This window comes from Anaerohalosphaera lusitana, from assembly GCF_002007645.1.
In the GTDB taxonomy this organism is placed as follows: domain Bacteria; phylum Planctomycetota; class Phycisphaerae; order Sedimentisphaerales; family Anaerohalosphaeraceae; genus Anaerohalosphaera; species Anaerohalosphaera lusitana.
Genome location: NZ_CP019791.1, coordinates 3,628,813 through 3,644,861 on the forward strand (window position 1 = coordinate 3,628,813; position 16,049 = coordinate 3,644,861).

Here is a 16,049-nt window from a genome sequence, read left to right on the forward strand (position 1 = left end):
TTCTTTTATTTCACTAATTAGTTTTGCGGAATGACCGTTGGCTCAGTGAGTTCATAATCGGTCAGCCAATCAGCACAGATAGCAGCAAGATCGTTGAGGTCGACCACACAGAACGGCTCGGCGACATCCATCGGATAATCAGCAGCGACACCGATAACTTCTGCAGCCGCACAAGCATCTTCGGCAACATGCAGGATGATGCTGTCAGAATTGGCTTCCTCGATCCCATTGAGCTCGTCCCATACAGTACAGGTCAGAGTTACCTCGCCAGCCGCAGCAGCGGCGGTTACGACAGGATCCTCTACGGTATTGTCGAGTGAGAAGCTAACACTCGCATCGCTGGCGGTCCATTCAATGTATTGCGTTGAACCACCGGTGTCTGTGATCGTGGCGTCCAACTGAACGGGTTCGCCAACCCAGGTTACCGTGTCAGGCGTTTCGATAACGACTGTGGGCGGGGCGTCATCGGTGACCTCAAATTCGAACAGCTCGCCTTCGATCATGTTTTCTTCGTTGATCTTGTCAGCGCCATAGATATATGAGTCAACCTGCCAATAGTACTTCGTGGGCGGTGTACCGATAACCTCAACCGGCACTTGTACAGTTGTAGTATTCTGTCCTGCGGTAACCTTTTGCGAGTAGACCTGGTTGTCGAGTTTATTCGGATCGGTGCCGAACCAGACGTCGACATATACATCATCGCCAGGCGTGTTGGGGTCAAGATTCGTCCAATTCAAATCCAACATAGTGGTGGTGTTTTCATCGATCAGAAGCGATTCACCATAAGCCGGCGAGGGCTGCATCGGGCTGGTCGCAGTAACCAGTGTCAAGCCGTCAACTCTTTCAACATTCAGCGTGCCGAGGCCGCCAAAACCTACGATGGTTCCTGCATCGATACGGCTCCAGAGTTTGCTGGGCGGGGTTGCATAGTTGTTTTCGATCGCGAGCGTGCCGAACTTGATGTCGCAGACAGAAGTCTCGCTGTCGAAATCATCCGGATAGTAACGCATCCTCAGAGTACCATTGTTAATGGTTATAAGTCCGGTACCGCCGCCCCTGCCAAGGTCCATAGCGTCGTCAACGTCGACAAATCCACCATCGAGGATAAGTTCTCCAACAGCTCCGGCGTTCATTCCAAACCAAAGGTGAGAGTCCAAAAGCACCTGGCCGCCTTCTTCAACGATCATTGTACCGCCAGCATTGTAAGCGATAGCACACCAGGAACCGCCTGTCTTGGTAATGACTCCGCCATCCATTACGCGAAGGATGCCGGCATCTCCGCCGTCACCAATAACCAGATTGCTCGAAAACGTCAGAGTATCTGTCGTAACCTGACATTCCACAGCAGCACCGGCGTCGTTGAAGACGGGTTTTTGATCAATGTCGCCCGGCAGTCCGTTGGACCAGTTTTCCGCAACATCCCAGTTAGCTGTGCCGTTCACAATGGCATCGGGGTCCGGATTGCTCTCCGGGTCCCACACCGTATTCGCGGCGGCAAACCCTCCCATCAACAAGATGGCCGCTAAACACATAACAACTTCTCTTCTCATTTTCATAACCTCCAAAACAAGTGATATTAGCTATATCTACACAATACGCTCTTAGTGAACCATGAAACAGTTGCCAAAGCTAGCCACGTTGAGGGCAAGCGCATCCTGGGTGCAATTAGGATGCTGGGGATTCGCTTGCAGATGCTGGGGGGCAAAATTGCCGGGAAGAACAGTCGGATTCAAGCCTGGTGCCTGTGTCGGGGTGGAGGGTAAGGAATTGGAAGACAGTGCCTTAGCATAAATTTTGTAAGGCACCTGGTCGATTGAATTACCCATTAACTTCACCACTTTCGCTCCAATTGATGAAACAAGAAATCGGCACACCTGATTCGTTGAGCACACTGGCTGTCTTCATCTTTTAGCATGGTAACTGCTTCGGCAATAAATGTCAACGAAATAATCAAAACTCTTTTTGAAATGACTATTATTTGTAATTACATTTGACTGGAACCCAAACATCGCCGCCGCTTCGCAAACCACATAAAGCCTTTAACCACATGAAGATAGGAGAATATGAGTTATTGAATTGCTAATTGTTCGGCGATGCTACAAACGCTGTTTACAGAGTTACAATTATCCGTGAGTGAGCTATGTCATGCTCCGTTTTTCTTTTTGATCACCTTCTGCTTTAAGCAATGATACCCATTTTTCTATCCTGGTTCGACTATTCTTCACAGCTTCATGGCCAGGGCCAAAACACATGTTTTTACTTGACATTTTCACTTAAATACAATTATATGACATTACATTTGAACAACAAACTATTCATGCCCGAGGCTGCTGGGTTAAGCACATCACGGATTCCGGAATTCCATGAAGTAATCCAATTCATAGAGGTCACATGAGATATTGGTCACTATACTTGATTCGTCGGCAGAATTTCTACTTATTCTTTTTGTTGTGTCTTACGTTTTTTTCGGGCTGCTGCCTTAGACCAGATTCAACTTCTCCGGGTGATCAATTCGATTCACGGCAGAAGGAGAGTATTCGGTTTATCGTTGCTGCGGACCCGCAACTGTTTCGCGGCGACAAAAGTGATCTGGTCGAAGCGATTCAATTGATCAATCGGCTGGAGCCGGATTTTGTGGTAATGTGCGGCGATCTCGTTGAAACGCCAAGCAACATGGAGCAGATCCGGGCATATAAAGATGCGGTCACTGAGCTTTCCGGCGACATACCTTTGTATAATCTGCCGGGGAACCATGACCTGGGACGCCCTGTCGGGAGCAACAACATATCTACTTATCAGCAGCATTTTGGTGAGCTGTGGTTTGATTTCGAATACGGTGACGGGCTTTTCATCGGACTTTGTTCGGACATTCTGGCTGATGCGGATGCGCCGATGCATGGGGAGCATAAGAAATGGCTTTGGGATATATTGGACAGCCCGGAGGCGAAGAAAGCGGAAAATATTTTCGTCTTCATGCATCACCCGCTGTACTTAAACTCGCCGGATGAGCCCGGGGCCTATTCCAACATGCCAGTCGGGATTCGGAAGGAGCTGTTGGAGTTTTTTGTACAAAACGGTGTTCAGGCGGTATTTTCCGGCCATTTTCATGACAACAGGATCAATAGTTACCAGGGCGTGGACCTGATCACGACGAACTCGATTACCGCTCCGCTGGGTAAGATCCCTGCAGGTTTCCGCGTGGTGGAAGTAAGGCAAGAACGTTATGAGCAGACATACTATACTACCGAGGAACTTAAGAAGGAAATTGAAACATTGCGATAACAAAGATACCTTAAGGTTGAGAGAAAGGGTGTAATTCCGGGCGGCGCCGGTGATGTCGATCGAGCATGAGGATTGCGATGTGATGCTTTGTAAGATGTTCGTCGATGCCGCTGTGATCAATCCGATCGCATTGCGTTTATGGAGCAATCTGCTGGGCGGTAGTGAGGAATGAAGTGAAATGTATTTTGTTTTCGAGAAGGCGAAACCATGAATCGAAGAGATTTTTTGAAACACGTCGGACTGGTATCTTTGTGCATAAGCGGACGACTGTCTGCAGCGAGTGAAAGCAAGCCGCCCAATATCCTGTTCATCTTTTCTGATGACCATTCGCTGCAAACACTGGGCGCCTATGGGTCACGAATGCAGGCGTTTATCAAAAAGCACAAGATCACGCCTAATATTGACAGGATCGCCGCGGAGGGTGTGCTTTTCGAAAACAGCTTTGTGGGAAATTCCATTTGCGGGCCTAGCCGGGCCTCTCTTTTGACGGGCAAGCACAGCCATCTCAACGGCTTCAAGAAGAACGGTGACCGATTCGACCCCGAACAATGGACCGCAGTCAAGGCGCTTCAGCGGGCGAATTATCAAACCGCGGTTATGGGTAAATGGCATTTGGGTACGATGCCGAGAGGATTTGATGACTACCAGGTACTGCCGGGACAGGGAACATATTATAACCCTAATTTTATTACCAAAGGATCTGCGGAACCGGTTCGGAAGCAGGGTTACTGTTCAGATATCATTGGGGACATGACGATTGACTGGCTGAATCGGAAACGAGACGAATCCAAGCCTTTCTTTTTGTGCAGTTGGCACAAGGCCCCGCATCGGACATGGCTGCCGCACCCCAAGCATTTCCGCCTGCTCGATGGCGTAGATGTGCCGGAACCCGAAAACCTGTTTGACGATTACGAAGGCCGAACATCTGCAGCCAGTCAGCAGGAGATGACCGTCCGTGATCATCTGAATATTTCCGCGGACCTCAAAGTCACTCCTCCAGTTGCAACCACACCGGTCCAGACAATTCGGGAAAAGGCTCCTGAAACGAAATCAATGGACCCTGCAACATTCGAGGAATTCAGGCGAATGACGCAGGAACAGAAAAAAGCCTGGGACGCATACTATGTGCCGCGAAACGAGGAATTCAAATCTAAGGACCTAAAAGGCAAGGAGCTGACACGCTGGAAATACCAGGCGTATCTGAAGGATTACATCAAGTGCATCAAGGCCATGGACGAAAACGTCGGCCGGGTTCTGGAGTATCTGAATACGAGCGGGCTCGACAAAAATACGATAGTGATCTATGGTTCGGACCAGGGATTTTATAATGGCGAGCACGGCTGGTATGACAAGCGTTGGATGTATGAGGAATCGTTGCGAACCCCGCTTATTGTCAAGTGGCCGAATGTCGCGAAACCAGGCTCTCGCTGCAAGGAAATGGTGCAGAATATCGATTACGCGCCGACCCTTCTTGAGGCCGCCGGAGTGGAGATACCTGAAGCCGTGCAGGGCAGATCGCTGGTCCCCCTGCTGAGGGGCGAGAAGCCGGATGATTGGCGGGAGAGTATTCTGTATACTTATTACGGGAATGATATACATGCGGTGAAAAGTCACTGGGGCGTGCGGACGGAACGCTATAAATTGATCGAATTCTATCGAACGGGAGAATGGGAATTCTATGATATGAAGAAGGATCCGCTGGAGATGAAAAGTGAATACGACAACCCTGAATACCAGACTGTTGTCCAGGACATGAAAAACGAATTCGAAAAGCTGAAAGCGCAGTATCAGCTCGAAGAGCCACAAGCTGGCTAAAAACAGGAGTAACGATATGAAACGTGCTAATACCTCAGAATCTGCAAGAACGGGACGTCTTACAAGACGCGATTTCATGAAAACCGCGGCTGTAACAGGTCTGGCGATGACCGGCACAGCTCGCTTTACAAAGGCCGCGTCCAAAAGCGATATGCCTAATATTGTGCTGTTGTTCTCCGACCAGCATCAGGCGGACTGTCTTGGATTTCAGGATCACCCGGATGTGCTCACGCCGAATCTGGACAAGCTGGCAAAACGCGGGACAGTTTTCAACCGAGCGTATTGTCAGGACGGCGTGTGCGTGCCATCCCGCATGGCATTGATGACGGGCATTTATCCACGCAGATTGGGGTGTTTGCATAATCCGGATGTGTCAAGCGTGATGGATGAAGTTGTGTCTTTGCCTTCGATGCTTAAGAAGAACGGTTATTACACCGCAGCCTTCGGTAAACGGCATTTGAAGGGTGCTGCGGACAAGGGTTGGGATTATCATCGCGGTCACAGCAAAGACGAAACCCCCGGCAACAGTTATTGGGAATGGATCGAAGAACAGGGATACCTGGACGAGTTTTTACATGACTGGGCCGCTGAGTTTAATGGGAAGTATCCTATAGCGGATCTGGCAACGAGGATTTCCAGGCTGCCGGAAGATAAGACGATGGAGGCCTTTACCGCGAAGGAAACTATCAAGCTCATTCGCGAACAGAAGGATCGCGATGAACCGTTTTTCTGCTGGGCCTCGTTCTACCGTCCGCATCAGCCGTACAATGCGCAAAAACGGTTTCTGGATGAGTATGATTATTCCAGGTGGGGAAAAGGCACTGCTGAGGGAGACGCGATACAAAAGCCGCCGACACTGGATCAAGAGCCAGATGCTCTGCCCCCTGCTTTGGAGGATTGGCACGAAGGCAAGAACAGGGTGTGGCGACTTGATAAAGCAGCCGAGGATGAACAGCTTTACAGGTTTTACATCGCATCCTACTACGCACTTGTCACGGAGATCGATCATCATGTCGGGGCGATCATGGACGCACTCGAGGAAGAGGGGCTGCTCGAAAACACGATCGTCATTTATACCTCGGACCACGGGGATTTTGCAGGCAGGCACGGCATGGTGGAAAAATGTGCGATCGGGCATAACTTCTATGAGGAAACGCTGAGAGTACCGTTGATCGTTTCTTATCCAAAAAACGTTAAGCGGCAGCAGGTGGATGATCTTGTGGAAATGTTTGATCTGTATCCGACGATCCTGGAGCTTGCGGGTATCGACCTGCCTGAGACGAAGCACGGCATCGATGCTACTTCGCTTGGGGCAACGCTGACTGGGGGGCAATCTGAAAAACGCGACTACATAGTTTCGGAAAACTGGTCGCAGGCAACGGTAATCACTGAAGATCATAAACTCGGGATATGGCTCGATCCGACAGAATATGCGAAGAGCTGGGATTTCAGATCGTTTGGTGATATGCTGGTCGACCGAGGAGACGATCCGCATGAAATGCACAACCAGATCGAGAATCCGAAATATGCCCAAATCAGCAAGCAGCTCCGGAAATATTACGCAGATTTCACCAGCAGAATCCCTGCTACAGGAAAGAGCGAAATCGTACGCAGGGCCAAACCCAAGGTCGCGAACTGACAGCTAAGTGGAAATTCCAACTAATGCCAGGTGCGCATCTTTGCATCGGCTTGCGTGAGGGTTATTTGTTTAAGATTTCAGTTTGCTGCCGCAAGAGTCCCTGACAACTAACTCGGTTTTGACTAAGATATCACGTGCTGCCATTTCCGGGTTCTCGATCCTGCTTAGCATTGTCCTGATCGATTCCAGGGCCAGTGCCTGGATCGGCTGCCTGATAGTGGTCAGCGGAACCTGCTGGTTCTGGCTGGTCGGAAGATCGTCAAATCCAACGACTCGTACATCCTCCGGGATCCTTACGCCGTTCTGTAAAAAGAAATTGATGACGTCACTGGCGGTATCATCGTTGACGCAAATAAATGCGTCCACCTGCTTTTCCCTGACCAGCCGTATCAATTCATGGCCGGAATCTTCGGATGCAGACTTGCGTAAAAGCTTACTTTCAAGCAAATGAACGCGATTACTGTCAAACTCCATGCCATTTTCTTCAAGAGCAATGCGGTACCCTCTGATCCTGTCGTTAATAGCGGTGGTGTGGATCGAAGAAGAAATGAAATCGATTTTTTTGCATCCCGATTCGATCAGATGGTGGGTCAAAACGAGAGATGCCTGCTCATTGTTGATCCCGACGATATCAAGATCACTGCGATGATAGCTATCGGTAATATCACGGTCCAGCAAAACAACAGCGATACCGGCATCACGGAAAATGGCGGCAATTTCTTTGTTAATAGCATCCGAGTTTTCAATCAATTCGAGCGGGGTGAAGAATACACCGCTAACGCGGGAATCAACCAATCGCCTGCATACACTTCTGGCCCGCTCAACCGGATCGACAAGGCCTTCGGGAATATCATTTAACAGAAGCGAATAATTGAACTGACTCGCTACGCGAAGGATTTCAGGAATCATAATTCCGAAAATAGTGGTCGACTGATCAGGACGGTGATTTTCGGACCAAAGCTGCCAATGAACCAGAAGCCCCAGTGTCTTTTTCTCAGTCTTCTGGATCTGGCGAACAAATGTACCTTGTCCCTGCCGTCGAACTATAAGTCCTTCATGCTGCAACTCGTGCATGGCCCTTGCGATGGTGGGACGGGAAGCCTTGAAACGTTTCGCCAGTTCCTTTTCTGTAGGTAGACTTTGTCCGGGCCTGTATACACCCTTTATGATGTCCTGACAGAGGACGTCATAAATGTACTGATGCTTTATTTTTTTCTCTGCTCTCTGCTTAGCCAACTACATACCTCTCTTTATACATGAATTCAGTATTAAACAGTCGAATTATACGTCATGGTATAGCAAAGTCAACAAAAGTAATTACATATTTTCAATTGCTTTCGCAACCCTTTCTCATACCTGCAATTAAGTCGAAAAGCCGGTTAATACGCTTGGATCAGGTTAGAGACATGGCTTTGCGTTCAAATAATGGGAGATGTTTGCGGGGTTTCACAGAACAAAAACACTGTGATTGCCTATATTGTTGTTAAATGAGTATTTCGTTCTCGTTGCCGACAAAAATAAAGCTGTTTACAAATGCTCATAATTTGCTAAAATCTGTGCTTTGAGAAGTTGATGTTTTTATGGATGAAGGAACTCCCATGCAAGATATGATGCCAATATCGTTTACTGGCCGTGAGAAGCTTTTTGAGGACTTGGAAAAACTGGAGAAGGACGCCGTCGAAACGCGTCAGCGAGTAGCTGAAGCTCGCGAGGAGGGTGATCTCAAGGAAAACGGCGCCTATATTTACGGTCGTCAGAACCTGGGCTTTATCGAAGGACGGATGGGGGAGATCCGGGCGAAGATCAATCATTCTCAGCCGAGGGACTGTACAGAGGTATCTTGCGAGAAGGCTGGGTTCGGGACGGTGGTTACCGTACGGAATCTCGATACCGACCAGAAGATAATCTGGCAGTTGCTGGGGCCGTATGATGCGGATCTGACCGAAGACAGCATATCGATCCTATCGCCGGTAGGGGAAGCTTTGGTGGGTCTCAAAGTCGGGGACAAGGTCTCCGTTGAGGTGCCCCGCGGGGAACTGCAATTTGAAATGCTCGATATCGGCAAGTCGGAATTCAAGTAGGATCGTTATTTGGAGATAACTAGCGTGTCTGATTTCGGCAACGCCCAAATTTTTTCAACCATGTCGGTTTTGTGACTCTCCAGAAAAATATATCTTTCCTTTGACAAGTGCCTTTCGGTTGACAAGGTACAGCTTAGGGTACAACCTGGTAAAGCATGAAGCTCACGCTTTCGTGGTCAGCGGATGGTTATGGTTCTAATTGAGAGTTTAGGCATGCTCGTCAGAGCTGTTGGTTTGTCGCGACAAAGAATACCCGCGAAAACAATAGCGTAAGCCTAAGCCACATAAATCAAAAATCAGAAGTGCTAAAATAAAAATAGCCGTAAAGCTACAAAGCGAGTCAAACTTAGATGTAAGAAGGACACATTCGTTCAATTGTATTTTGGAAGCAACTAAGAAGAAAACTATGCCTGCCAGGACTGCCCGCGCAATCACATACGGAATAATCCAAATTGAAAAGCGGTTCCATTTAGTCGGCAGCAGATTGACACCAAAAGCTCCGGCAAAAATACACATGAAAAACAACAATATGGGGCCCATTAATGATGACAGCATAGAAGCCAGTACAAGTGCAGCAAAAAGAATGATAACCTTGTAAGTAGGTCTGTAACAAAATGCGGAGGCAGCAGCTACAAGCGACAAGCAGAAAAACACTACTGCCCCACCGCTTGCTGACAATGTGTTTGAGTACGCAATATAAGTTAGGGGAACCAGAGGAAGAGTCAACGAAGCCGCTGTTGCGAACAATTTCAGAACTAAAACGCCACAGTTTTTGTGACTATTCTTTAGGCCTTTGGACATTAACAACCTTCATTTCATACGCTGGGTATTTAAACGGCAAAAATTCCTTGCACTACCCTCCGCCAAAACACTGAAAAAAGTTTTCACCTTGATTCGGTACGACCAACGCCAAAACACCGTACTGAAATAAAAGTACAACATAAAGCAAAAAAGCCCATTAAAAAAGGACTCGCAAGTCAATGCAAGTCCTTTAATTACAAGCAAATAGCGTGCGAGCTACCGTGTTCGGAAAAGCTCGGACCCAAAAATAGAGACACTGTCCGCAAAAATTAAAATAAATGGTTGTGGCTTGACCCCGAAAAACTGTACCGTTGCTGATTAGAGAGTATCCGTTATAATTTGTTAGTTTTTATGGAAAGGATGCTCTTATGAAACGCAAGAATCACAGTCCCGAACAGATTGTCAAGATGCTCCGCCAGGCGGATGCTGTAATCGGCTCCGGCGGTACGGTCCAGCAGGCCTGCCGTGAGCTGGGCATCAGCGAGGCGACCTACTACAACTGGCGCAAGCAATACGGCCGCATGAAGCTCGACCAGGTCAAGCAGCTCAAGGCCCTGCAAAAAGAGAACGCCCAGCTCAAAAAGCTCGTTGCCGACCAGGCACTGGACAACGCCATACTCAAAGAGGCGCTTTCGGGAAATTACTGAGCCCGGCCCGGAGACGCAAAGCGGCCAGGCATGTTCAAAAGAGTCTGGCCGTATCCGAGCGTCGGGCATGCAAGGTGATAGGTCAGCCGCGAGCCAGCCAGCGGTATAAACCTCAGCAGCAGCCAACGAACACGGCACTGACCAGCAAGATAATCGAGCTGGCAAAGGAACACCAAAGCTACGGCTACAGGTTTATAACGGCCAAGCTTCGTCAGCATGGCTGGCGTGTAAATCATAAACGAGTTCAACGAATATGGCGAAAGGAAGCATTACAGGTGCCTCACAGACGCAAAGGACGAAAAACGAAAGGCAACAGCGACAACAGCTGCAGCGTGCAAAAAGCCGACTACAAGGACCATGTCTGGACGTATGATTTCGTCAGCGACCAGAGCGAGGACGGTCGCAGTCTGAAGTTTCTCACGGTGCTCGATGAGTTCACGCGTGAGTCGCTTACGATAGAAGTAGGCAGGTCGATCAAGTCGGGCGATGTGGTTGAAACGCTGGAATACCTGTTTGCGGTCCGAGGCGTGCCTGGGTTTATACGTAGCGACAACGGGCCGGAATTTGTGGCTAGTGCGATCAAGAAGAAGCTCGGCAAAAAGAACGTCGAAACGCTTTATATCGAGAAGGGTCAGCCGTGGGAAAATGGCTTCATCGAATCGTTCAACGGCAAGTTCAGAGATGAGGTGCTCAATCGTGAGCTGTTTTATTCGGTTAAGGAAGCGAAAGTGATTGTCGAACAGTGGCGGATGGAATATAATAACCATCGGCCGCACAGCGGGCTGGACTACGCGACCCCGGCCGAGTTCGCCGCCACGTGCATTGCTTCCGCTTCGCCTACGGCTCAGCTACAGCAATATACGACAGATGAGAAGGACAACTCTCTAACAGTAGCTGGTACATAATTCGGGGGCAGGTCAGTTGCAATACGCCCGGCTCGGGTTATGAGGTGAAGCTATCTGGGACTTCTACACCCTTTGGCGACAATAGTAAAGACCCGTGTCGATGTCGAACCGCCGGTGGGTGAACATGTAGGGATTAGCCCAGGTAAAAGAAACGCTTGTGTGCTTGCAATGTTCTCCGTTAAACTGCGTCCCTTTTGAGGACATATACGAGAACGTTATGAAAGAGAAACTCTGGCTGGGTGTGGTTGCCTGCCTGGCATACTGCATCGATAAAGAGCTTTACCACGCGATCGATTATCTCAAAGAGCAGGTGCGGGTTCTTGTCGAGCAGCAGGAAAAGCAGAACAAGCGAATCCTGCTGACTAATCGGCAGCGAATGAGAATCGCGGCAAAAGCCAAACGCCTCAGCCGTAAAATGCTGGACCAAACAACCGTTCTGTTCTCCCCGGATACGGTTATGGGCTGGTACCGAAATCTTATCGCTGATAAATACGATGGGAGCAAACACCGGGGCAAAGTCGGGAGGCCGCAGGTTGATGATGAGATCATTGCTTTGGTGCTAGAGCTGAAAAAGCAGAATCGTCGCTGGGGTTATCAGAAAATAACGGATCAGATTGTTTACCTCGGCTATCGCATCAGCAAGTCCTGCGTCAGGAACATACTTGTTGAAAACGGCTTCGATCCGGAACCTGATCTGACCGTCAGATCAACTTGGCACGAATTCATCCAAAGCCACTGGGAAGTGCTGGCTGCCTGCGATTTCTTTACGGTGGAGTTGCTGGTGAAAAATCGCCTTGTTCGCTGCACGGTGTTTTTCGTAATCGAAATCGCCTCCCGCAAGGTATTTTTCGCACCAGTCAAACCCCAGCCGGATGGCGATTTTATGAAACAAATGGCCCGCACCCTTACCAACTGTGAAGACGGATTCCTAAAAGGCAAAACGTACCTGATCCACGACAGAGATCCCCTGTATCGAACAGACGGATTCCACGCCCTGCTCAAAAGCTCCGGCATAGAGCCAATTAGATTACCGGCACACAGCCCCGACCTGAACGTCTACGCGGAAAGGTTCGTCAGATCAGTGAAATCGGAATGCCTCGATTATCTGATTCTGTCGTCCGTCGAACAGCTCGAGTACGTTCTTGATGAGTATAGCAACTATTATCACCACGAACGCATTCACCAATCACTGGGCAGGATCATCGAACCAAAGCACCAGCTTGACGAAACGGCTGATATCCGGTGCATTGAACGACTCGGCGGACTGCTGAAGTCATACCACCGCCTGGCGGCGTAGCTGCTAAGCGTGTCGCAAGCAATCAAATTGCACTACCTTCTACACAACCCGTGCGCCCACACTGGCAATATTTGCCACATCCATCAGCTCATAACAGACTAGGCGCCCTGCCAATGCTGTCAACTATTGACGTAATTTCCATTCTTAACTTACGAAAGAGCAAGAATTTAACCACCGATGATTATTTGCACCGCACGGGGCCAAAATAGGCACAAAAAAAGGACTCACGAATTAACGCAAGTCCTTTAGTTTCAAGTAAATAGCGGGGGGAGGATTCGAACCTCCGACCTCCGGGTTATGAGCCCGACGAGCTACCAAACTGCTCTACCCCGCGATCAATTTTTGTCTCAGGTCGCTTCTTATAGCACAATCGTTGTGAAGTAGCAACCATATATATCGTGAATTGTCAAAGATTTTTGCGAATCGTATCGGCGACCTTTTCGGCCTTGCCCGGTTCGTATTCGCCCGCGGGCCAGCCATCGAACAGGCCGTCGCCCTGGTTACGCGGTATTATGTGGAAATGCACATGATCAACCGCCTGTCCTGCCGCCCTGCCGGTGTTGCAAAGTACGTTGTAGCCGTCGCATTCGGTTGCGGCGGCGACTGCTTTTGCGAGTTTGTTGGCTGCAGCGATCACTTTGGCGAGTGTGTCCGGCGGGCACTGATCAAAACGTTCAAAGTGGTCCTTCGGGATCACGAGTGAGTGCCCTTCGCTGAGCGGGCCTATGTCAAGAAAGGCCAGAACCTGCTCATCTTCGTAGAGCTTATTGCTGGGTATTTCGCCTTTGACGATTTTGCAAAAGATGCAATCGGGCATACGCAATCAGTGAACGCTTTAACTACTCTTCGCTTTTCTCGGTTTCCTTTTTCGAGCCGGCTTCTTCACCAACGAGCTGAAGCAGAACGAGCTGGCCGTTGTCACCGAGCCTGCGTTTTGACAGCTTGATGATACGGGTGTAGCCGCCAGGCCTGTCGAGGTAACGAGGCCCGATCTCGGTGAAGAGCTTGCCGATGACGGTTCCGACCTTCTGGTTTTCGCCGTCCTGCTCTTCATAGATGTCACGATTGTTGAGTAGTGCAATCGCCTGTCTGCGTGCGGGCAGTGTGCCCTTCTTTGCCAGTGTGATCAGTTTTTCAGCGAATCCGCGTACTTCCTTCGCTTTTTCGAGCGTAGTCGAAATCGTCTCGTGCTCGAACAGCGAGGCAACCATGTTTCGGCGCATCGCCAAACGGTGCGAGCTTGTACGACTGAGTTTTCTACCTGCTACTCTGTGACGCATATTACCTAATCCTTCTTATAGTCCGTCTATCCAGATATCTTTATTGTATACTGTTACAACCGCCCATTCGGATATTTGAGCGGCACTTCATGCTTCTATACATCGGTCATGCCGAGGGTCAGGCCCATGTCGGCAAGTTTTCTGCGTATTTCGCGGAGGCTGGTCTTGCCGAAGCTTCGTATCTTGAGCAGATCGGCTTCGGTCATTTTTGCCAGTTCGCGTACAGTGCGAATATTCATCGATTCAAGACAGTTGTTTGAACGCACTGTCAGGTCGAGCTCTTCAATAGGTGTATTGAGCTTTTCTTCGAGCTCGGCATCGACTGCTTCTTCTTCAGCCTCTTTCTGCACAACTTCTTCTTCGATGGTTTCAGGGCCTATTTCAGAATAGTGCACGAATGGATTGATGCATTTTCTGAGTATTTTTCCAGCTTCGACGAGTGCCATGTCCGGCCTTACTGTTCCGTCGGTCCAAATCTCGAGGATGAGCTTGTCGTAGTTTGTCTTCTGCCCTACGCGAGTATCCTCGGTCTTGTATCTGACCCTGGTTACCGGCGAGTAGATAGCGTCTACAACGATCAGCCCCGTATCCTGTTCGAAGCGATCTTCTTCGGCGATGCGTTCGGCGGCAGGAGAATAGCCCCGGCCGCTTTCGATTTCCATTTCCATCTCGAAATCGATGTCCTTGGTCAGGGTCGCGATGACCAGGTCCTTGTTGATGATCTCAACGGAGGGATCCGTCTCGATCATGCCGGCGGTAACTTCGCCAGCTTTGCTGCTTTTTACAACAACGGTTCTGGGCTGATCGGTATCCATGTGGACGATGATCTGCTTAACGTTGAGGATGATCTTTGTAATGTCTTCCAGAACGCCGTCCATACTGGTGAATTCGTGATCAACGCCCTTGATCTTTATAGATGTAACCGCACTGCCTTCAAGCGAGGAGAGCAGAACGCGTCTGAGACTGTTACCTACAGTCGTACCGAAGCCGCGTTCGAAGGGCTCGACGTAAAAACGTCCATAGCGATCTGTCGAAATTTCAGTGTCTCGTTCGAAACGCGTTGGCAGTTCTAATCCGCGCCAGGTAATTCTCATGAGTGGCCTCCAAATATCGCAACAAAGGTCCCCGCATTACACCCGGGGCCGCCGGGGTGCCTGCTTTCTGGTTTTTGCTGCTACAGTTTAATGTTCCTTACTACCTTGAACAGAATTCAACAACGAGCTGCTCTTCAACTACGAGCTGGATATCGTCGCGTGTGGGCATCGATACCATAGTAGCTTCTGGTTTGTCGGCGTTGAGCTGGAGCCATTGCTGTGTCGTATAATTCGGGTTTGTCGCAAGCTGGTCCTTAATGGTCTTGCGGCTGCGATCGGAGTTTTTGACCGTGATCTTGTCGCCGACGGTTACTGCAAAGTCGGGGATATTGACCCTGCGGCCGTTCACATAGATGTGGCCGTGAGATACGATCTGACGGGCAGCCTTGCGTGAAGGAGCAAAATTGAGCTTATAAACGACATTGTCCAGACGGCATTCGAGAAGCTGGAGCAGGTTTACGCCCGTGTTGCCCTTGAGACGTTCAGCTTCGCGGAAGTACCGCATGAACTGTTTGTCCTGCATGCCATAGTATCTCTTGAGCTTCTGTTTTTCGCGTAGACGCACACCATAGTCGCTTCCTCTGCCACGACGCCAGCCGTGCATGCCCGGAGCCATATGACGCTCGCGACGCTCTACCGCGCACTTGCCTGTTTCGCAGCGTGCGCCCTTGAGCATCAGTTTCATCCCTTCGCGACGACAATGTTTACAAGATGAACCAAGATAACGTCCCATATACCATCAACTTCCAAATAAAGTGTTTCAGTGTATCTTTTTGTCTATGTAACTAACTATACTCTTCTGCGTTTGCGTGGACGACAGCCATTGTGAGGAATCGGAGTGATGTCCTCTATGGCGGCGATCCTGAGGCCAGCCTGCTGCAGAGCGGAGATCGCAGATTCTCTTCCGCTACCCGGGCCGTTGACTTTGATCTCGACTTCGCGGACACCGTTACGCATTGCTGTCTTTGCAGCGTTTTCGGCAGCACGCTGAGCGGCAAAAGGAGTGCTCTTACGAGAACCCTTGAAGCCGACCTGTCCGCCGGAACACTGGCAAATTGCAGCGCCGTCCATATCTGTGATCGTTACCAGCGTATTGTTGAACGTAGCTTTGATATTAACAATACCCTTGGCGATATTTTTTCTTACTTTTCGTTTAGTACTCTTGGCCATCCCAATACCTATCTATCGAAATTCATCAAGTGATCACT

Annotated in this window: 14 protein-coding genes and 1 tRNA gene; 6 read left to right on the forward strand and 9 right to left on the reverse strand. The window is 49.5% G+C overall.

Going from position 1 to position 16,049, the window contains the following annotated elements:
* Positions 1–17 precede the first annotated feature (17 nt).
* The gene (locus tag STSP2_RS14560; protein WP_146663463.1) at positions 18–1,550 is read right to left on the reverse strand and encodes a hypothetical protein; all 1,533 of its coding nucleotides are present in this window, start codon (positions 1,548–1,550) and stop codon (positions 18–20) included.
* Positions 1,551–2,391: 841 nt separating this feature from the next.
* Here STSP2_RS14560 and STSP2_RS14565 point away from each other — a divergent pair.
* The 3 genes from STSP2_RS14565 (at position 2,392) to STSP2_RS14575 (ending at position 6,736) form a co-directional block, all read left to right on the forward strand.
* Positions 2,392–3,282 carry a metallophosphoesterase gene (locus STSP2_RS14565; protein ID WP_146663464.1) on the forward strand — a complete coding sequence of 297 codons (891 nt, stop codon included), beginning with the start codon at positions 2,392–2,394 and terminating at the stop codon, positions 3,280–3,282.
* Between the two features lie 207 nt (positions 3,283–3,489).
* Positions 3,490–5,097 (forward strand): sulfatase family protein, encoded by a 1,608-nt coding sequence (locus STSP2_RS14570; RefSeq protein ID WP_146663465.1) that lies wholly within the window; start codon positions 3,490–3,492, stop codon positions 5,095–5,097.
* A gap of 16 nt (positions 5,098–5,113) precedes the next feature.
* Entirely contained in the window at positions 5,114–6,736 is a 1,623-nt protein-coding gene (locus STSP2_RS14575; protein WP_146664090.1) for a sulfatase family protein, read from the forward strand.
* A 69-nt stretch (positions 6,737–6,805) separates the two neighbouring features.
* Here STSP2_RS14575 and STSP2_RS14580 read toward each other — a convergent pair whose 3' ends face one another.
* Positions 6,806–7,972 (reverse strand): GntR family transcriptional regulator, encoded by a 1,167-nt coding sequence (locus tag STSP2_RS14580; protein WP_146663466.1) that lies wholly within the window; start codon positions 7,970–7,972, stop codon positions 6,806–6,808.
* A gap of 362 nt (positions 7,973–8,334) precedes the next feature.
* Between STSP2_RS14580 and STSP2_RS14585 the strand changes: the two genes are divergently transcribed.
* Entirely contained in the window at positions 8,335–8,817 is a 483-nt protein-coding gene (locus STSP2_RS14585; RefSeq protein ID WP_169853253.1) for a GreA/GreB family elongation factor, read from the forward strand.
* A gap of 207 nt (positions 8,818–9,024) precedes the next feature.
* Here STSP2_RS14585 and STSP2_RS14590 read toward each other — a convergent pair whose 3' ends face one another.
* Complete coding sequence (locus tag STSP2_RS14590) at positions 9,025–9,618, reverse strand: hypothetical protein (protein ID WP_146663468.1); 594 nt, start codon at positions 9,616–9,618, stop codon at positions 9,025–9,027.
* Positions 9,619–9,986: 368 nt separating this feature from the next.
* On the opposite strand from STSP2_RS14590, the gene STSP2_RS14595 reads away from it, so the two are divergent.
* Both STSP2_RS14595 and STSP2_RS14600 read left to right on the forward strand, forming a co-directional pair.
* A protein-coding gene (locus STSP2_RS14595) for an IS3 family transposase (RefSeq protein WP_418202197.1) occupies positions 9,987–11,170 on the forward strand; the annotation gives its coding sequence in 2 pieces (ribosomal slippage) (positions 9,987–10,251 and positions 10,251–11,170; 1,185 coding nt in all).
* A gap of 217 nt (positions 11,171–11,387) precedes the next feature.
* Complete coding sequence (locus tag STSP2_RS14600; protein WP_146663469.1) at positions 11,388–12,467, forward strand: integrase core domain-containing protein; 1,080 nt, start codon at positions 11,388–11,390, stop codon at positions 12,465–12,467.
* 260 nt (positions 12,468–12,727) lie between these two features.
* Here the strand turns inward: STSP2_RS14600 and STSP2_RS14605 are convergent.
* The 6 genes from STSP2_RS14605 to rpsK all read right to left on the reverse strand — a co-directional run bounded on the left by STSP2_RS14605 (position 12,728) and on the right by rpsK (position 16,011).
* A tRNA-Met gene (locus tag STSP2_RS14605) sits at positions 12,728–12,801 on the reverse strand.
* 72 nt (positions 12,802–12,873) lie between these two features.
* The gene (locus STSP2_RS14610; RefSeq protein ID WP_146663470.1) at positions 12,874–13,284 is read right to left on the reverse strand and encodes an HIT family protein; all 411 of its coding nucleotides are present in this window, start codon (positions 13,282–13,284) and stop codon (positions 12,874–12,876) included.
* A 22-nt stretch (positions 13,285–13,306) separates the two neighbouring features.
* On the reverse strand, positions 13,307–13,747 hold the full coding sequence (gene rplQ, locus STSP2_RS14615; protein ID WP_146663471.1) for a 50S ribosomal protein L17: 441 nt from the start codon (positions 13,745–13,747) through the stop codon (positions 13,307–13,309).
* 95 nt (positions 13,748–13,842) lie between these two features.
* Complete coding sequence (locus STSP2_RS14620; RefSeq protein ID WP_146663472.1) at positions 13,843–14,841, reverse strand: DNA-directed RNA polymerase subunit alpha; 999 nt, start codon at positions 14,839–14,841, stop codon at positions 13,843–13,845.
* Positions 14,842–14,941: 100 nt separating this feature from the next.
* On the reverse strand, positions 14,942–15,574 hold the full coding sequence (rpsD, locus tag STSP2_RS14625; protein ID WP_146663473.1) for a 30S ribosomal protein S4: 633 nt from the start codon (positions 15,572–15,574) through the stop codon (positions 14,942–14,944).
* A 56-nt stretch (positions 15,575–15,630) separates the two neighbouring features.
* Positions 15,631–16,011 (reverse strand): 30S ribosomal protein S11, encoded by a 381-nt coding sequence (gene rpsK, locus STSP2_RS14630; protein WP_146663474.1) that lies wholly within the window; start codon positions 16,009–16,011, stop codon positions 15,631–15,633.
* Between the last annotated feature and the right edge of the window lie 38 nt (positions 16,012–16,049).

Bases quoted from the DNA above. Each gene is read 5' to 3' on its own strand.
- STSP2_RS14560 (WP_146663463.1), bottom strand. From the start codon at position 1,550: ATGAGAAGAGAAGTTGTTATGTGTTTAGCGGCCATCTTGTTGATGGGA.
- STSP2_RS14565 (WP_146663464.1), top strand. From the start codon at position 2,392: ATGAGATATTGGTCACTATACTTGATTCGTCGGCAGAATTTCTACTTA.
- STSP2_RS14570 (WP_146663465.1), top strand. From the start codon at position 3,490: ATGAATCGAAGAGATTTTTTGAAACACGTCGGACTGGTATCTTTGTGC.
- STSP2_RS14575 (WP_146664090.1), top strand. From the start codon at position 5,114: ATGAAACGTGCTAATACCTCAGAATCTGCAAGAACGGGACGTCTTACA.
- STSP2_RS14585 (WP_169853253.1), top strand. From the start codon at position 8,335: ATGCAAGATATGATGCCAATATCGTTTACTGGCCGTGAGAAGCTTTTT.
- STSP2_RS14590 (WP_146663468.1), bottom strand. From the start codon at position 9,618: ATGTCCAAAGGCCTAAAGAATAGTCACAAAAACTGTGGCGTTTTAGTT.
- STSP2_RS14600 (WP_146663469.1), top strand. From the start codon at position 11,388: ATGAAAGAGAAACTCTGGCTGGGTGTGGTTGCCTGCCTGGCATACTGC.
- STSP2_RS14610 (WP_146663470.1), bottom strand. From the start codon at position 13,284: ATGCCCGATTGCATCTTTTGCAAAATCGTCAAAGGCGAAATACCCAGC.
- rplQ (WP_146663471.1), bottom strand. From the start codon at position 13,747: ATGCGTCACAGAGTAGCAGGTAGAAAACTCAGTCGTACAAGCTCGCAC.
- STSP2_RS14620 (WP_146663472.1), bottom strand. From the start codon at position 14,841: ATGAGAATTACCTGGCGCGGATTAGAACTGCCAACGCGTTTCGAACGA.
- rpsD (WP_146663473.1), bottom strand. From the start codon at position 15,574: ATGGGACGTTATCTTGGTTCATCTTGTAAACATTGTCGTCGCGAAGGG.
- rpsK (WP_146663474.1), bottom strand. From the start codon at position 16,011: ATGGCCAAGAGTACTAAACGAAAAGTAAGAAAAAATATCGCCAAGGGT.